This is a genomic window from Neisseria sp. WLZKY-1, from assembly GCF_046546535.1.
GTDB lineage: Bacteria > Pseudomonadota > Gammaproteobacteria > Burkholderiales > Neisseriaceae > Neisseria.
This window is the reverse complement of record NZ_JBKGTW010000044.1, coordinates 1-16,426: the sequence shown is the minus strand read 5'-3', so window position 1 is coordinate 16,426 and position 16,426 is coordinate 1. Positions and strand designations below refer to the sequence as shown.

Annotated in this window: 11 protein-coding genes; 6 read left to right on the top strand and 5 right to left on the bottom strand. The window is 59.3% G+C overall.

Annotated features, from left to right (window positions below):
* Together ACLD9W_RS10075 and ACLD9W_RS10070 are read left to right on the top strand one after the other, a co-directional pair.
* The coding region (locus tag ACLD9W_RS10075) for a Slam-dependent surface lipoprotein (RefSeq protein ID WP_410841899.1) at positions 1-1,007 on the top strand (1,007 nt) is incomplete at its 5' end.
* A gap of 106 nt (positions 1,008-1,113) precedes the next feature.
* Positions 1,114-2,526 carry a surface lipoprotein assembly modifier gene (locus ACLD9W_RS10070; RefSeq protein WP_410841898.1) on the top strand — a complete coding sequence of 471 codons (1,413 nt, stop codon included), beginning with the start codon at positions 1,114-1,116 and terminating at the stop codon, positions 2,524-2,526.
* 180 nt (positions 2,527-2,706) lie between these two features.
* Here the strand turns inward: ACLD9W_RS10070 and ACLD9W_RS10065 are convergent, their stop codons facing one another.
* The 5 genes from ACLD9W_RS10065 to ACLD9W_RS10045 form a co-directional block, all read right to left on the bottom strand.
* Positions 2,707-4,242, bottom strand: a complete 1,536-nt coding sequence (locus ACLD9W_RS10065; RefSeq protein WP_410841897.1) for an ABC transporter ATP-binding protein — start codon at positions 4,240-4,242, stop codon at positions 2,707-2,709.
* Positions 4,243-4,267: 25 nt separating this feature from the next.
* Positions 4,268-5,176, bottom strand: a complete 909-nt coding sequence (oppC, locus tag ACLD9W_RS10060) for an oligopeptide ABC transporter permease OppC (RefSeq protein WP_410841896.1) — start codon at positions 5,174-5,176, stop codon at positions 4,268-4,270.
* Positions 5,177-5,274: 98 nt separating this feature from the next.
* Positions 5,275-6,195, bottom strand: a complete 921-nt coding sequence (gene oppB, locus ACLD9W_RS10055) for an oligopeptide ABC transporter permease OppB (protein WP_410841895.1) — start codon at positions 6,193-6,195, stop codon at positions 5,275-5,277.
* A gap of 175 nt (positions 6,196-6,370) precedes the next feature.
* Positions 6,371-8,173 carry an aminopeptidase P family protein gene (locus tag ACLD9W_RS10050; protein ID WP_410841894.1) on the bottom strand — a complete coding sequence of 601 codons (1,803 nt, stop codon included), beginning with the start codon at positions 8,171-8,173 and terminating at the stop codon, positions 6,371-6,373.
* Positions 8,174-8,261: 88 nt separating this feature from the next.
* Positions 8,262-9,887, bottom strand: coding sequence for a peptide ABC transporter substrate-binding protein (locus ACLD9W_RS10045; protein WP_410841893.1), 1,626 nt, complete (start codon positions 9,885-9,887; stop codon positions 8,262-8,264).
* 317 nt (positions 9,888-10,204) lie between these two features.
* Here ACLD9W_RS10045 and greB point away from each other — a divergent pair, with 317 nt between their 5' ends.
* The 4 genes from greB to ACLD9W_RS10025 form a co-directional block, all read left to right on the top strand.
* A complete protein-coding gene (gene greB, locus ACLD9W_RS10040; RefSeq protein WP_410841892.1) occupies positions 10,205-10,693 on the top strand; it encodes a transcription elongation factor GreB in 489 nt (162 codons plus the stop codon).
* A 247-nt stretch (positions 10,694-10,940) separates the two neighbouring features.
* Positions 10,941-12,467 (top strand): sodium/proline symporter PutP, encoded by a 1,527-nt coding sequence (putP, locus tag ACLD9W_RS10035; protein ID WP_410841891.1) that lies wholly within the window; start codon positions 10,941-10,943, stop codon positions 12,465-12,467.
* 197 nt (positions 12,468-12,664) lie between these two features.
* Positions 12,665-16,273, top strand: coding sequence for a bifunctional proline dehydrogenase/L-glutamate gamma-semialdehyde dehydrogenase PutA (gene putA / locus ACLD9W_RS10030; RefSeq protein ID WP_410841890.1), 3,609 nt, complete (start codon positions 12,665-12,667; stop codon positions 16,271-16,273).
* A partial coding sequence (locus ACLD9W_RS10025) for a hypothetical protein (protein WP_410841889.1) occupies positions 16,213-16,426 on the top strand: 214 nt, incomplete at its 3' end. The genes putA and ACLD9W_RS10025, both read left to right, overlap by 61 nt.

Below are 16,426 nucleotides of genomic sequence, written 5' to 3'. Positions count from 1 at the left end.
GTAAAGCCGAAGAGGCACGTAAAGCCGAAGAGGCACGTAAAGCCGAAGAGGCACGTAAAGCCGAAGAGGCACGTAAAGCTGAAGAAGCGCGTAAAGCCGAAGAGGCACGTAAAGCTGAAGAAGCGCGTAAAGCCGAAGAAGCGCGTAAAGCCGAAGAAGCCCGTAAAGCCGAAGAGGCACGCAAAGCCGAAGAGGCACGTAAAGCTGAAGAAGCACGCAAGGCTGAGGAAGCGCGTATTGCTGCGCGTAAGGCCGATTTGGTGAAACAAGCCACCGAAGCGGGTTTGAATCAACAGCAGGCCGAAGATTTTGCTGCTGCTAACTTAGAAGTGGCTGATTCCGAGATTAAGTCAGCTCTGGATGCTGCTGTGTTACAAGCCGCAATTGACAATGCGAAAGGCTCGTTTGCTTCACAATATGCGATTGGGGAAATTATTGCCAATAGTCGTTCGAACGCATCTGCAACTAGAAATGCCTATACACAGGAAGATCGGACTCAGAAAGTTGTTTATAACCAACCATATTCGATTGTCGTGGGGAATTATTCGGGTAGTTTGTCCTATAACAATCAAAGCGGACAAATCCTTTCGGATGATCGAACTTCGTCTATTGTTATCAGTGGTTTGAAAACATTAGAAAATGCCATTCCTACTATTGGTTCAGCAATTTATAACGGAAAGGCATTTAACGGGGCATACCAAAGTATCTTTGATTGGAATACATATGAAAGCTCCAACAAAATTAAAGAAGGGGTTTTGTCTTATACAGTTAACTTTGCCGACAGAACCGGATTTGGTTCGATTACTGGCTTAGGCGACAAGATTGATTTGAAACAAGGCAGTATCTCGGGTTCAGGCATTAGTTCAACTGCTGAACAGGGTTATCGTACAGGTAGTTATTTGTTGGATTTCTACGGTAAAGCTGCAGAAGAGATCGCAGGCAAAGTTTTATTCAATAACAAAGATACTATCGGTTTCGGCGGCCAGCGCGGCGAAATCAAAAAATAAACCCGCACGGCAACGGTTTTAAACCGCAACAGGCCGTCTGAAAAGCGTTTTCCATTTTCAGACGGCCTTTTTTCCGCAATCCGAGCAATCTCCGACACCCGAAACCATGAACAAACTTTCCCTGCTCCTGCTGCCGTTTACGCTGGCGGCACTGGCCGACGGGCCGACCGTGCTCGTGCCCGAGCCGCTGTTTTTTGAAAACCGCGAGGCGGCGCAGATGCCGTCTGAAAACCTGCCCGAGCCTGCGCCTGCCGCGCCGCTTTCAGACGGCCTTTCGCCGCAAGACGGTTTGGAAGCGCAAATCAATCATGCGGTTTTCCGCCGCGACTGGCAGGCTTTGCCGCCGCTGCTGGCGCGTTACCGCAATCTGCCCGCACGCGACCAAACGCTTTACGATTATGCGCTGGGCGCTTTGCGCCGCGCCCAGTTGCGCCATAAGGAAGCAATCGCGCTGTATCGCGGCATTGTCGGGCGGCATCCCGATTTGGCCTATCCGCGTTTCGACTTGGGTGTGATGCTGTTTGAAGACCGGCAATACCGCGCTGCCGAAACCGAGCTGCAACGCGCCCTGCCTGATTTGTCGCCCGAAATGCAGAACATTGCCGGCCGATATTTGGCCGCCGTCCGCGAGGCCGAAAGCTGGCAGCCCGATGTCTCGCTGCAATACGAGGCCACGGACAATGTGAACAATGCCGCCGACGCGCGTTTTATCGAAATCGACGGCAGAAGGTGGCAGAAAACCGCCGACAGCCTGCCGCAGCGGGCGCACGGGCTGCGTTACGGCGTATCTGTGTCGCGCGAAAAAAATCTCGGCGGACACCATTATGCCTACGCCAAACTGGGCGGCGACGGTGTCGCTTATTGGGACAACCATGATTTCGACGAGCAGAGCCTGAACATTGCCGCAGGCTATAAAAACCATTCGGCGGCGCGCTCGTTCGGCCTTGTGCCGTTTGCCGAAACCAATTGGCTGGGCGGCAGCCGCTACAACCGCGCCGATGGGGTGCAGGCCGATTTTTCCCACCGTTTCGGTGCGAAATGGCGCGTGATGCTGAATGCGGGATATGTCCGCAAACGCTATCGGGAGCCACATATTGCAGAGCGCTACAACGGCAAAATGCCGCTGGCGGGAGTAACGCTGATGTATGCCGCGCCAAAGGGCTGGCTGCTTTACGGCGGCGCGGACTGGTCGCACGATCTGACGCGCGAAACTGAGCAGGCTTCGATACGCAAAGGCATCCGCATCGGTACGGCGAAAACCTTTTCAGACGGCTTGGGCATCCGCGCCAATCTGCGCTATACGCGCCGCAGTTTTGACGGTGACGGTTCGCTGGTTTACCTTTTTCCCCGTAAAGACCGCGAATTTCAGGCTCATGTTTCGCTGTGGCACGGAAAGATTTCATGGAAAGGCTTCACGCCGCGCTTGAATTTCCGCTATCTGCATATCGGCAGCAATATGCCTGCGTTTTATTCGCGCAAAAACGCGCAGTGGTTTGTCAGCGTGGAAAAGTCGTTTTGAGTGTTTAAAGGCCGTCTGAAAACTGGAATATCGGTTTTCAGACGGCCTTTTGCTGTTGGTAATGCGGTTTCGCTGTATCGGGCGGACACCGATGGAAGGCGTACCGCCACGATGCTGCCGTTTGTATCAGTAGGCCGTCTGAAAACGTTTCAGACGGCCTCCTTGTCTTGCTGTGCCTGTTTACAAATCGAATGCGGCGTTGATGAGGCGCTGCGTGTATTCGGTTTGCGGGTTGCTGAAAATCTGTTCCGACGTACCGTATTCCACCATTTCGCCTTGGCGCATGACGATGACGTTGTTGCTGACGGCGCGCACGACGGAGAGGTCGTGGCTGATGAACATATAGGTCAGGCCGTATTTGTCTTGCAGGCCGCACAAGAGTTCGACGACTTTGACTTGCACGGAGCGGTCGAGGGCGGAGGTGGGTTCGTCCAGGAGGATGAACTTCGGCCGCAGAATGACGGCGCGGGCGATGGCGATGCGCTGGCGCTGGCCGCCGGAAAATTCGTGCGGGTAGCGGTTGAGGGCGGAGGTGGGCAGGGAAACTTCTTCGAGCACTTCCAGCACGCGTTCGATGCGCTCTTTTTTCGACAGCTGCGGCTGGTGGATGCTCAGACCTTCGCCGACGATTTCGCCGACGGTGAGGCGCGGCGAGAGTGAGCCGTAGGGATCTTGGAAGACGATTTGCCGTTCGGCCTGCAGACGGCGTGTTTCTTCTTTGGACAGGTTTTGCAAATCGCGGCCTTCAAAGGAGATTTGGCCGGTGTAGGGCAGCATCTGCATCACGGCTTTGCCGAAGGTGGATTTGCCCGAACCCGATTCGCCGACGATGCCGAGGGTTTCGCCGCAGCGCACGCGCACGTCTTTGGCGTCGATCAGCAGGTCGGGATCGCCCTGCACGGGTTCGCGCACGCCGGTGGGGATGGAGTTGATGAGTTCGACGGTGTAGTCGTGTTTGGGTTCGGCGAAAACCTGTTTGATTTTGCCGCGCTCGACGATTTCGCCGTTGCGCATGACGCAGACGGTTTCGGAGTAGTGTTCGGCCAAGCCCAGGTCGTGGGTGATGAAGATGATGGCCATGCCCATCTGCTTTTGCAGATCGTGCAGCAAATCGAGGATTTCGGCCTGGATGGTGACGTCGAGGGCGGTGGTCGGCTCGTCGGCAATCAGGAGGTCGGGGCTGTTGATGAGTGCCATGGCAATCATGATGCGCTGGAGCTGGCCGCCGGAAAATTCGTGCGGATATTGTTTCAGACGGCGTTCGGCTTCGCGGATGCCGACGCGTTCGAGCAGTTCGAGGATGCGTTTGCGCGCTTCGGCTTTGCTCCATCCTTTGTTGTGCAGGAGCGCGGTTTCCATGAGCTGTTTGCCGATACGCATAAAGGGATTGAGCGAGGTCATCGGCTCTTGGAAGATGACGCTGATGCGGCCGCCGCGCAGGTTGCGCAGGGTTTTTTCACCGGCATCGAGGATGGATGTGCCGTCGAAGACGATGCGCGAGCCGCTGCCGTAGCGGGTGAGCTTTTCGGGCAGAAGGCGCATGATGGACATGGAGGTGACGGATTTGCCCGAGCCGGATTCGCCGACGAGGGCGAGGGTTTCGCCTTTGGCGACTTTGAAGCTGACGCCGCGCACGGCGTGGACGGTGTGGTTGTGCAGGTCGAAATAGACGTTGAGGTTTTCTACCGTCAGCAGGTTTTCTTTGTTTTCGTTCATCGTGTGTTTCCTTTGCGGCTGCGGATTATCTGTCTTTCGGGTCGAGCGCGTCGCGCAGGCCGTCGCCGATGAAGTTGAAGCAGAAGAGGGTGGCGACGAGGAAGAAGCTGGGTACGAGCAGCTGCCAGGGGGCGGTTTCGATGGTGAGCGCGCCCTCTTGCAGCATCGAGCCCCAGCTGGTCATCGGCTCCTGCACGCCCAAACCGAGGAAGCTGAGGAAGGATTCGTACATAATCATGCCGGGCACGAGCAGGGAGGCGTACACCATCACCACGCCCAACACGTTGGGGATGATGTGGCGGACGACGATTTTGCGTCGCGACAGGCCGCTGACGCGGGCGGCTTCGACGAATTCTTTGTGTTTCAGGCTCAGGGTCTGGCCGCGCACGATGCGGGCGACGTCCAGCCACGACACCAGGCCGACGGCGGCGAAAATCAGGATGAGGTTGCGGCCGAAGAAGGTGGTGAGCAGGATAACGAAGAACATGAAGGGGAAGGCGTTGAGGATTTCGAGGAAACGCATCATCAGCGAGTCGATTTTGCCGCCGAAAAAGCCGGACAGCGCGCCGTAGAGCGTGCCGATGACGACGGCAACCAGCGCGCCCGACAGGCCGACGAGCAGCGAAATGCGGCCGCCGACTGCGGCGCGTGCGAGCAGGTCGCGGCCGAGGGAGTCTGTGCCGAGGAAGTGTTTGTCGGCGAAGGCGGGCGGCGAGGACATGGCGTCCCAGTCGGTGAAATCGTAGGTGTAGGGCGCGATAAGCGGCACGAAAATGACGAACAGGGTGATCAGAACGAGTACGACGACGCTGTAAAACGCGGCTTTGTTTTTGCGGAAACGGCGCCATGCGTCCTGCCACAGGCTGCTGCCTTCGATCGGAGCGCTTGCGGCGGCCGAGGCCAAGGCTTCGGCGGTTTTTTTCTTGAATATCATGTTTGTGTCTCTCAATGTCCGGCCGCGCGCGCGGGTGTTTCAGACGGCCTGACGTGCTGTGAGGCCGTCTGAAAGGGTGCGCTGTGCGGCGCGCGGTGTCAGTAGCGGATTTTTGGATCGATCAGGGCATAGAGGATGTCGAGAACGGCGTTGAAGAGGATGGCGAGCACGCCCACCAATATGGTCAGCCCGAGGATCATGCCGTAGTCGCGGTTGAGCGCACCGTTGACGAAGAGCTGGCCGATGCCGGGTAGGTTGAAGATGGTTTCCACCACAATCGCGCCGGTGATGATGCCGACCAGCGCCGGGCCGAGGTAGGACACAATCGGCAGCAGGGCGGGGCGCAGCGCGTGTTTCAATACGATGGTGCGCATTGGCAGGCCTTTGGCGCGGGCGGTGCGGATAAACGGGCTGTTGAGTACTTCGATCATCGCGCCGCGCGTGATGCGGGAGATGCTCGACACGTAGCTGATGGACAGCGCGGCCACGGGCAGAATCAGGTTGGGCAGCGCGCCGTCGTTCCAGCCGCCTGCGGGCAGCCATTGCAGGATAACGGCGAAAATCAGCACCAGAATCGGCGCTTTGACAAAGCTGGGCACGACCACGCCGGTCATCGCCAGCGTCATCAGGGTGTAGTCCGCCCAGGTGTTCTGTTTGAGCGCGGCGAAGATGCCCAAAAGCATGCCGAGCACGGCGGCGATAACGAAGGAGTAGAGGCCGATTTCCAGCGACACGGGCAGCGCCTGCGCCAAAAGCTCGTTGACGGAGAAGTCTTTGTATTTGAACGAGGGGCCGAGATCGCCCTGCGCCAGCTGCTTCACATAGTGGAAGTATTGCAAATACATCGGGTCGTTGAGGTGGTATTTGGCTTCGATGTTGGCCAGTACGGCGGGCGGCAGGTTGCGTTCGCCCGTGAAGGGGCTACCCGGCGCGAGGCGCATCAGGAAGAAGGATACGGTAATCAGCACCAGCATGGTGGGGATGGCGGCCAATATCCGTTTGATGATGAATTTCAGCATAATCGGGTCGGTTTCCGACGGCTTGCGCCGTCTTGCTCTGCCGTGCCGCCGCGTCCGTGAGGCCGTCTGAAAGCGGGGTTTCAGCGAAGTGAAAACGGCGGGGCAGGGCAGGGGTTGGTCGGAAGAGGCCGTCTGAAAAGCGGTTGCAGTTTCAGACGGCCTGTGCGGCGGCGCTTTATCCGCGCGAGATCGGCTCGGTGCGTGCCATCAGCCAGTCTTTGGCCGCGCCTTCGGTTAGGGGGGCGAGGCGGCTGCGGACTTGGGCGTGGTAGTCGTTGACCCAGCGGATTTCGTCGTCGCTCATCAGCTCGGGTAGCATCAGGCGCGTGTCGATCGGGCACAGAGTGAGCGTTTCAAAATACAGGAATTTGCCGAACTCGGTTTCTGCGGGATGTTCCACAGGCATGTTGGCGGCCAGGTTTTCGATGCGGATGCCCCATTTGCCGGGCCGGTAAATGCCCGGCTCGATAGAGGTAACCATGCCTTTTTTCATGGCGTGGTTGGGGTTGGGCAGCGCGGCATAGGCAATCAGCTGCGGGCCTTCGTGTACGTTGAGGAAATAGCCCACGCCGTGTCCCGTGCCGTGGCCGTAGTCGCATTGCGCCTGCCACATCGGTTTGCGGCAAATGGCATCGAGCATCGGCGCGAGAATGTTTTCGGGGAACACGGTTTCGTCCAACGCGATATGCGCTTTCAACACCAGCGTGTAGTCGCGTTTTTGCGCTTCAGACGGCCTGCCTACGGGTACGACGCGGGTAATGTCGGTGGTACCGCCCCAGTATTGGCCGCCCGAATCAATCAGCAGCATGCCGTCGCCTTCAATCACGCTGTGGCTCTCTTCGGTGGCGCTGTAGTGCGCCATTGCCGCGTTGGCGTTGAAACCGGCAATCGTACCGAAACTCGGGGAAATAAAGCCGGGGCGTTGGCTGCGGTGTTTTAGCAGCAGGGTATCGACATCGACTTCGGTAACGCGTTCGCCGGCGGCCAACTTCTGTTCGAACTCGGCAAAAAAGCCGCACAAGGCCGCGCCGTCCTGCGCCATTGCTTCGCGGATGTGGGCAATGTCGGCATCGGATTTGGTGGATTTGAAGAAAGTGCTGGGATTGATGTTTTCAATCAGGCGTACAGATTCGGGCAGCTTGGCCAGCGTGCTGACGGCGGTTTTGCCCGGCTCGACCAGCAGGCTGCCCTGCAAGGCGGCCAATGAGGCGGCGGCTTCGGCATAATCACGTGCTTCGATGCCGGCGGCTTGCAGCGCGGCGGCGGAATCGGCGTTGAATCGGCTGTGGTCGGCAAACAATACGGCCGAGTCCGCGCCAATCAGCAGGAAAGACAAAAATACGGGATTGTAGGGAACGTCGTTGCCGCGCAGGTTGGTAATCCACGCGATGTCGTCGAGCGAAGAAATCAGATGGTAGTCCGCGCCCTGCTCTTTCATGGCGGCGCGTACGCGGGCGAGTTTTTCCGCCGCGCTTTCGGATACATAGTCGGGATGGTGGATATAAACGGTTTCAGACGGCATGGCCGGGCGGCCGGTCCACACTTCGTTTAACAAAGTTTCAGGATGGGCAACGCGGATGTTTTTCGCCGCGAGCGCCTGCTCTAGCGCACGTTTGCCGGTAAGCGACAGCATATCGGCGGGCACGCCTACGGTTGCGCCCTCGGGCAGGTTGGCGGCCAGCCATTCGGTGTAGGGGGCGACTTGGCCGCTTTTTTGCAAACCGATGCCGGTGCCGGCAAGCTGGTGTTCGGCCTGCTCCCAATAGCGGCTGTCCACCCACACGCCGGCATCGTCGGCAGTTACGGCCAGTGTGCCCACCGAGCCGGTAAAGCCCGACAAATCGCGCCGCGCCTGCCAGTGTTCGGGTAGGTATTCGGAAAGGTGCGGGTCGGCGGAAGGAATGACGAAAGCGTCCAAACCGTGTTTTTTCATGGCTTGGCGAAGTGCGGCCAAGTTTTCTCGAGGTGTTGCAGTCATGTTTTGCTCCTAGCGGATTCTGTGTGTTTTTCAGACGGCCTTTTTCAGACGGCCTCCGTGCTGCATGAGGCCGTCTGAAAAGGGCTTGTTATTTCTTCGGCGCGATCGACCAGTGTTTGACGGTGTAGTTGCGCAGCGGGTCGTGGGTGGAGAAGCCTTCGATGTCGGGTTTCACCAGTTGGACGGCTACCTGGTGGTAGAGCGGAATGAAGACGGAATCGCGTTGCAGCATCGCTTCGGCCTCCGTGTAGAGTTTCGCGCGCTCTTCGGGCGTGGCGCCTGCGGCCAGTGTGGCGTCGAGCGTTTGGTCGAAGACGGGGTTGTGGTAGAAGAAACGGTTGTTCGGGCTGTTGGAGCGGAAGGTGTTGAGCATGCCCGAAGGTTCGTTGTAGTCGGAACACCAGCCAGCGAGCGCGATGGCGAAATTGCCCGACTGGCGCGTGTCCAGATAGGTTTTCCATTCCTGGTTGATCAGGTTGGGCTGGATGAAGGGCACGGCGGTTTTCCAGATGGATTGCAGCGCGGTAATCTGCTTGCGCGAGGTTTCGTTGGTGCTGTAGAGCACTTCGAAGGTTAGCGGGTTGGACTCGTTGAAGCCCGCTTCGTTTAGCAGGCGCATGGCTTCGGCGGTTTTTTTCTCTTTGCTCCAATCCTTCCAGTCGGGCGCGGTTTGGGTGATGCCCTGCATTTCGGGCGGGGTGAGCTGGAAGGCGGGTACGTCCCCCCTGCCGCTGACTTTGGTAACGATGGTGCGGTCGGCGAGCATATTGAGCGCGCGGCGCACTTTCGGGTTGTCGAAGGGGAAGGCTTTGTTGTTCGGTTCGAGATAGAAGGTGCACAAGAGGGTGGTTTTGCGCACCTGGCCGGGGAATTCCTTGTCAGCGGTTTTGATCTGGTCGGACGGAATGCCGTAGGTCACGTCGGCTTCGCCTGCGCGGTAGCGGTTGAATTCGTTGGGCGCGGGCAGGAACATGACTTCGGGTACGGACACGGAGGCTTTGTCGTAATAGGCGGGATTTTTTTCCAGCAGGATGTGGCTGTTGACGCGCCATTCTTTCAGTTTGTATGCGCCGCTGACGACATAGTTTTCCGGCTGCGTCCATTTGTCGCCGTATTTTTCCACCGTGGCTTTGTGCACGGGGTAGACCCACGGCTGGACGAGCATGTCGGGGAAATAGGGCACGGGCATGCTGAGGGTGAATTGCAGAGTTTTTTTGTCGAGGGCGCGGATGCCGAGCGTTTCGGGCTTGGCTTTGCCGGTGAGCACTTCTTCGGCGTTGATGACTTTGCCGTCGGCCAGATAGCCGGCGTAGGGCGCGCCGGTTTCGGGGTCGGCCAAGCGGCGCAGGCTATAGACGAAATCGTCGGCGGTGATCGGGTCGCCATTTGACCATTTCGCGTCGCGCAGGTGGAAGGTCCAGACTTTGTCGCCGTCGCTTTCCCATTTTTCCGCCAACGCGGGAACGGTTTTGCCTTCGCCGTCGGTGCCGACGAGGCCGTCCATCATCTGGCGGATAATGGCGCCTGCGGCCAAATCGCCGCTTTTTTGCGGATCGAGCGTGCCGGGTTCGACGCTGTTGCCGATAACGATGCGGTTGTAGTTGCTGCGTTTGAAGGGTTTGGCAACGGGTTCGCTGCCGCCGCAGGCTGCCAGAGCCAGGCAGGCGACAAGACAGGCGGCGGGTAGGATTTTGGTTTTGGAGGTGGTGTTCATGAAACGGGTGCTCCTCTTGTCGGTTTTCTTTTTCTGTTGCCCGCGCCGTGCGCACAGCCTTTTCGGCGGTGCAGGCGGCGGGACGTATCGTCCGGCAGGCGGCGCAATCGGACACAAAACGCACGTGTGCGGGGTATTTTTCGTGCCGCTGTTGCGCGGGGCTGCAAAATGTATAAAGTTTTGTGCGTATTGTCAAACAATATTATCGGACTTTAAGATTGTGTAAATTAATGGTGCGGCGGCGGCGCTTTGCCGGATGCGTGCGCGGCGCGCGCTTTTGTTAGAATCGCGCTTTTTTCAGACGGCCTATCCGAGTCATGAGCGATACTCCCAACTACATCACGCCCGCAGGCTGGCAGAGCCTGAAAGACGAGCTTTATCATTTGGTGAACAAAGAGCGCCCCGAAATCGTGCAGGTGGTGAACTGGGCGGCGTCCAACGGCGACCGCAGCGAAAACGGCGATTATCTCTACGGCAAACGGCGGATGCGCGAAATCGACCGCCGCATCCGTTTTCTCACCAAGCGGCTGGAAGCGGCGCAGGTGGTCGATCCCGAAACGCGCGAGCCGACCGATCAGGTGTTTTTCGGCGCAACCGTCACCCTGCTGCGCGGCAGCGGGGAGGAGCAGACGGTGAGCATCGTCGGCATCGATGAAACCGATACGGCGCTGGGCAAAATTTCGTGGATTTCGCCGCTGGCGCGCAGCCTGATTAAGGCGCGCGAGGGCGACGAGGTGCTGCTGCACACACCCGAGGGCAGGGAGCGGATCGAGATTCTCGAAGTGGCTTATGTGAAGATAGACTGAGCGTGCAGCCGTTTTTTCAGACGGCCTTTGCTGTGTGAAAGGCCGTCTGAAAGCAAAGCTTCAACGAGGTTGCAACTTGGGAAGCGTTTGGAAAAGGGTTTGATTTAGCACAAACCATGCCTTTCTTTGCAATTATTGACAAAAAATAGCCAAGTCAAGTATAACGGCGGCGCGTCCGCACTGTGCCCGCCGCAGCCGCGTACCCAAATTCGACAAAAGAAAAAACCTTGAAGAAAGAGTAGAGCTTATGAATCCCATGTATGTCACCTTCGCCATCTATCTGGTGGCGGTTCTCCTGATCGGCCTGGCCGCCTATTTCTCCACCCGCAATTTCGACGACTACATTCTCGGCGGCCGCAGTCTCGGCCCCTTCGTTACCGCCATGTCGGCGGGCGCGTCCGATATGTCGGGCTGGCTTTTGATGGGTCTGCCCGGCGCGATTTACCTGAGCGGCTTGAGCGAAGCCTGGATCGCCATCGGCTTAACCGTCGGCGCTTATTTCAACTGGCTGTTGGTGGCCGGCCGCCTGCGCGTGCACACCGAGCACGCCAACAATGCGCTGACGCTGCCGGACTATTTCTTCCACCGCTTCGGCGCCGGCGGCCATCTGATGAAGGTGGTTTCTGCGATTATTATTCTGTTTTTCTTTACTATTTACTGCGCGTCGGGCATTGTGGCGGGGGCAACCCTGTTCCAAAGCCTGTTTGAAGGCATGACCTACCAGCAAGCCATGTGGCTGGGCGCGGGCGCCACCATCGTCTATACCTTCCTTGGAGGCTTCTTGGCCGTGAGCTGGACGGACACCCTGCAGGCTTCGCTGATGATTTTCGCTCTGATTCTGACACCGGTGATGGTGTATCTGGGCTTGGGCGGCGCCGAGCAGATGTCCGCCGCCATCCAGAGCGTGGCCGCCGAAACCGGCAAGGAATACGGCAGCCTTTTGGCCGGAACGACTTTTGTCGGCATCGTTTCCACTGCCGCCTGGGGCTTGGGCTATTTCGGCCAGCCGCACATTCTGGCGCGCTTTATGGCGGCCGAAAGCGCCAAATCGCTGGTATCCGCCCGCCGCATCGGCATGACCTGGATGATTCTGTGCCTGGGCGGTGCGGTAGCCGTCGGTTATTTCGGCATCGCCCACTTTGCCGCCAATCCGACCGACGTTGCCGCAATGAAAGGCAACCACGAGCGCGTGTTTATCGCCCTGTCCACCCTGCTGTTTAATCCGTGGATTGCCGGCGTGATCCTAAGCGCGATTCTGGCGGCGGTGATGTCCACCCTGTCCTGCCAGCTTTTGGTATGCTCCAGCGCGATTACCGAAGACTTCTACAAAGGCTTTCTGCGTAAAAACGCCCCGCAAAAAGAGCTGGTGTGGGTCGGCCGTCTGATGGTGTTGGCGATTGCCGTGATTTCCATCCTGATTGCCGCTGACCCGAACAGCAAAGTGCTGGGGCTGGTGTCCTACGCTTGGGCAGGTTTCGGCGGCGCATTCGGCCCCGTCGTCATTCTGTCGGTGTTTTGGAAACGCATTACCGCATCGGGCGCGCTGGCGGGCATGGTGGCCGGTGCCGTGACCGTGGTGATGTGGGCGGAGTATGTGAAAAAAACCGCCATCGCCGCAGGCCAAAACGGCTGGCTCACCGTGTACGAAATCGTCCCCGGCTTTATCGCCTGCGCCCTAGTTGCCGTGCTGGTGTCGCTGATCGGCAAGGCTCCGTCGCAGGAGGTGCAGGAGCGCTTTGAAAAGGCCGACGCCGACTACCGCGCCAGCCGCTGACCCCCGTTTTACGGCTCTGCCCGACTTTTTTCAGACGGCCTCCCGCCGAGGCTGTCTGAAAAGCCGTCAGAGCTGTTGAAAACGCTGCGCCGAAACCATGTGCGGCGTATAATCGACAAGATTTTTCAGACGGCCTTTTGCAGGTTGGAGGCCGTCTGAAACGACACTACCGAAACCCTCTTGGAGAACTTCAAAAAATGTTTGATTTTGCCTTTCCGGCGCAAACCGCCCTGCGCCAAGCCGTCACCGATGCCTACCGCCGCGACGAAATCGAAGCGGTCAACGATATGCTGCAACGCGCGCAAATGAGCGAAGAAGAGCGTAAAAACGCTGACGAACTCGCCCGCCGCCTCGTCACCCAAGTGCGCGCCGACCGCACCAAAGCCAGCGGCGTCGACGCGCTGATGCACGAATTTTCCCTGTCCAGCGAAGAAGGCGTCGCCCTGATGTGCCTGGCCGAAGCCCTGCTGCGCATTCCCGACAAAGAAACCCGCAACAAACTCATCCAAGACAAACTCTCCGGCGGCGACTGGAAAAGCCATTTGGGCAACAGCCCCTCGATGTTCGTCAACGCCGCCGCATGGGGTCTGCTGATTACCGGCAAACTCACCACGCCCAACAGCGACGACAGCCTTGGCGCCGCGCTCACCCGCCTCTTGGGCAAAGGCGGCGAACCCCTGATCCGCAAAGGTGTCGACTACGCCATGCGCATGCTCGGCAAACAGTTCGTCACCGGCCAAACCATTGAAGAAGCCCTGCAAAACGGCAAAGAGCGCGAAAAAATGGGCTACCGCTACTCCTTCGACATGCTCGGCGAAGCGGCCATGACCGAAGCCGACGCCAAACGCTATTTCCAAGACTATGTGAACGCCATCCACGCCATCGGCAAAGACGCTGCAGGGCAGGGCGTATACGAAGGCAACGGCATTTCCGTCAAACTCTCCGCCATCCACCCGCGCTACGCCCGCGCCCAGCACGAGCGCGTCATGGCCGAGCTGCTGCCGCGCCTGAAAGAGTTGTTCCTGCTCGGCAAACAATACAACATCGGCATCAACATCGACGCCGAAGAGGCCAACCGCCTCGAACTCTCGCTCGATCTGATGGAAGCGCTCGTTTCCGATCCCGATCTGGCGGGCTATCACGGCATCGGCTTTGTCGTACAGGCCTACCAGAAACGCTGCCCCTTCGTGATCGACTACCTGATCGACCTTGCCCGCCGCAACAACCAAAAACTGATGATCCGCCTGGTAAAAGGTGCGTATTGGGACAGCGAAATCAAATGGGCGCAGGTCGACGGCCTCAACGGCTATCCCGTCTACACCCGCAAAGTCCACACCGACATCTCCTATCTGGCCTGCGCGCGCAAACTCTTGGATGCGCAAGACGCTATCTTCCCGCAGTTTGCCACCCACAACGCCTACACTCTTGCTGCCATCTACCAAATGGGCAAAGGCAAAGAGTTCGAACACCAATGCCTGCACGGCATGGGCGAAACCCTGTACGACCAAGTCGTCGGTCCGCAGAACCTCGGCCGCCGCGTACGCATCTACGCCCCCGTCGGAACGCACGAAACCCTTCTGGCCTACCTTGTGCGCCGCCTGTTGGAAAATGGCGCCAACACCTCCTTCGTCAACCAAATCGTCGACGAAAACATCAGCATCGACGAACTCATCCGCAGCCCCTTCGACACCATCGAAAAAGAAGGCATCCACCTGCACCCCGCGCTGCCCCTGCCGCGCAACCTCTACGGCAACGGCCGTCTGAATTCGCAGGGCGTGGATTTGAGCAACGAAAACGTCTTGCAGCAGCTTCAAGCCGACCTGAACGCCGCCGCCGCCGACACCTTCCAAGCCGCCTCGATTATCAACGGCCAAGCCGTCCAAGGCCTGCCCGCAACCGAAGTGCGCAACCCCGCCGACCACGGCGACATCGTCGGCACAGCCAGCTTCGCCGATGCAGACACCGCGAAAAAAGCCGTTGCCGCCGCCGTTGCCGCGCAAAAATCGTGGGGCGGCACACCCGCCGCCGAGCGCGCCGCCATCCTGCGCCGCATCGCCGACCTCTTTGAAGAGCACACCGCGCAACTGATGATGCTGGCCGTACGCGAAGCGGGCAAAACCCTCAACAACGCCATCGCCGAAGTGCGCGAAGCCGTCGACTTCTGCCGCTACTACGCCGACGAAGCCGAGCACACCCTGCCCGAAGGCACACACGGCATCGGCACCGTCGTCGCCATCAGCCCGTGGAACTTCCCGCTGGCGATCTTCACCGGCGAAGTCGTCGCCGCCCTCGCCGCAGGCAACACCGTCGTCGCCAAACCCGCCGAGCAAACCGGCCTCATCGCCCACTACGCCGTCACCCTCATGCATCAGGCGGGCATCCCCGCCGAAGCTCTGCAACTCGTCCTCGGCGCGGGTGACGTCGGCGCGGCGCTGACGCAGGACGAACGCATCGCCGGCGTTATCTTCACCGGCTCGACCGAAGTCGCACGCCTCATCAACCAAACCCTGGCGCGCCGCAGCGACAACCCCGTCCTCATCGCCGAAACCGGCGGCCAGAACGCCATGATCGTCGACTCCACCGCCCTGGCCGAACAAGTGTGCGCCGACGTTGTCAACTCCGCCTTCGACAGCGCAGGCCAGCGCTGCTCCGCCCTGCGCATCCTGTGCGTGCAGGAAGACGTGGCCGACCACATGGTAGGCATGATCAAAGGCGCGATGGACGAACTCGTCCTCGGCAACCCGCAGCAGCTCCACACCGACGTTGGCCCCGTTATCGACGCCGAGGCACAGCACAACCTGCTCGCCCACATCGGCAAAATGAAAGGCGCGGCCAAAGCCTGCCACGAAATCAGGCCGTCTGAAAGCGTGAACGGCGAAGCCTCCACCTTCGTCAACCCCGTCCTGTTCGAACTCGACAACCTCGACCAGCTGCAACGCGAAGTCTTCGGCCCCGTCCTGCACGTCGTCCGCTACCGCGTCGGCGAACTCGACCGCCTGATCGACCAAATCAACGGCAAAGGCTACGCCCTCACCCACGGCATCCACAGCCGCATCGACGGCACAGTCGACCACATCCGCAGCCGCATCGAAGCGGGCAACGTCTACGTCAACCGCAACATCGTCGGTGCCGTTGTCGGCGTGCAGCCCTTCGGCGGCCACGGCCTCTCCGGCACCGGTCCCAAAGCAGGCGGCTCCTTCTACCTGCAACGCCTCAGCCGCCTCAGCCACTGGGTGCAGCCCGAGTTGACCACCCCCGGCCAGGCCGACGAAGCCGCGCTGAAAAAACTGGAAACCGTCCTGCACGGCCTGCCGCTCACCCAAGAGCAGAAACTCGAAGCCGCCGCCGCCCTCGGCCAGGCACGCTTCCGCACCCTGAAAGCAGCCGAAGCCCTCCTGCCCGGCCCCACAGGCGAGCGCAACGCCGCAAGCTGGCACGCCCCCAAACGTGTCTGGCTCTACGGCGGCGACCTCGCCCGCAGCTTCGCTGCCCTCGCCCAACTGGCTGCCTCCGGCATCCAAACCGTCGTCGAACCCGGCCACCCCCTGGCCGGACACTCCGACGCACTGGGCGAACTACTGGTGGTGAACGACCGTCCCGAAGTGCTCGGCATCAGCCATGTCGCCGCTCTGGACGCACTGCCCGCCGAGCGCAAACAAGAGCTGGCCAAAACCGACGGCGCGCTTATCCGCATCCTGCCCTCGGAAAACGGCCTCGATATCCTGCAAGTGTTTGAAGAAATCTCGTGCAGCATCAACACCACCGCCGCGGGCGGCAACGCCAGCCTGATGGCCATGGGCGACTAAGCAGACTCCCGTTCCGCAACAAAGGCCGTCTGAAAAACCTGCGAAGCAGGTTTTTCAGACGGCCTTTTTCAGACGGCCTTTTTCAGACGGCCTTTTTCAGACGGCCTTTTTCAGACGGCCTTTTTCAGACGGCCTTTTTCAGACGGCCTTTTT

Coding starts and splice junctions, on each gene's coding strand:
- ACLD9W_RS10050 (WP_410841894.1), bottom strand. CDS start 8,173: ATGACTGCAACACCTCGAGAAAACTTGGCCGCACTTCGCCAAGCCATG.
- ACLD9W_RS10070 (WP_410841898.1), top strand. CDS start 1,114: ATGAACAAACTTTCCCTGCTCCTGCTGCCGTTTACGCTGGCGGCACTG.
- ACLD9W_RS10045 (WP_410841893.1), bottom strand. CDS start 9,887: ATGAACACCACCTCCAAAACCAAAATCCTACCCGCCGCCTGTCTTGTC.
- ACLD9W_RS10065 (WP_410841897.1), bottom strand. CDS start 4,242: ATGAACGAAAACAAAGAAAACCTGCTGACGGTAGAAAACCTCAACGTC.
- putP (WP_410841891.1), top strand. CDS start 10,941: ATGAATCCCATGTATGTCACCTTCGCCATCTATCTGGTGGCGGTTCTC.
- oppC (WP_410841896.1), bottom strand. CDS start 5,176: ATGATATTCAAGAAAAAAACCGCCGAAGCCTTGGCCTCGGCCGCCGCA.
- putA (WP_410841890.1), top strand. CDS start 12,665: ATGTTTGATTTTGCCTTTCCGGCGCAAACCGCCCTGCGCCAAGCCGTC.
- oppB (WP_410841895.1), bottom strand. CDS start 6,195: ATGCTGAAATTCATCATCAAACGGATATTGGCCGCCATCCCCACCATG.
- greB (WP_410841892.1), top strand. CDS start 10,205: ATGAGCGATACTCCCAACTACATCACGCCCGCAGGCTGGCAGAGCCTG.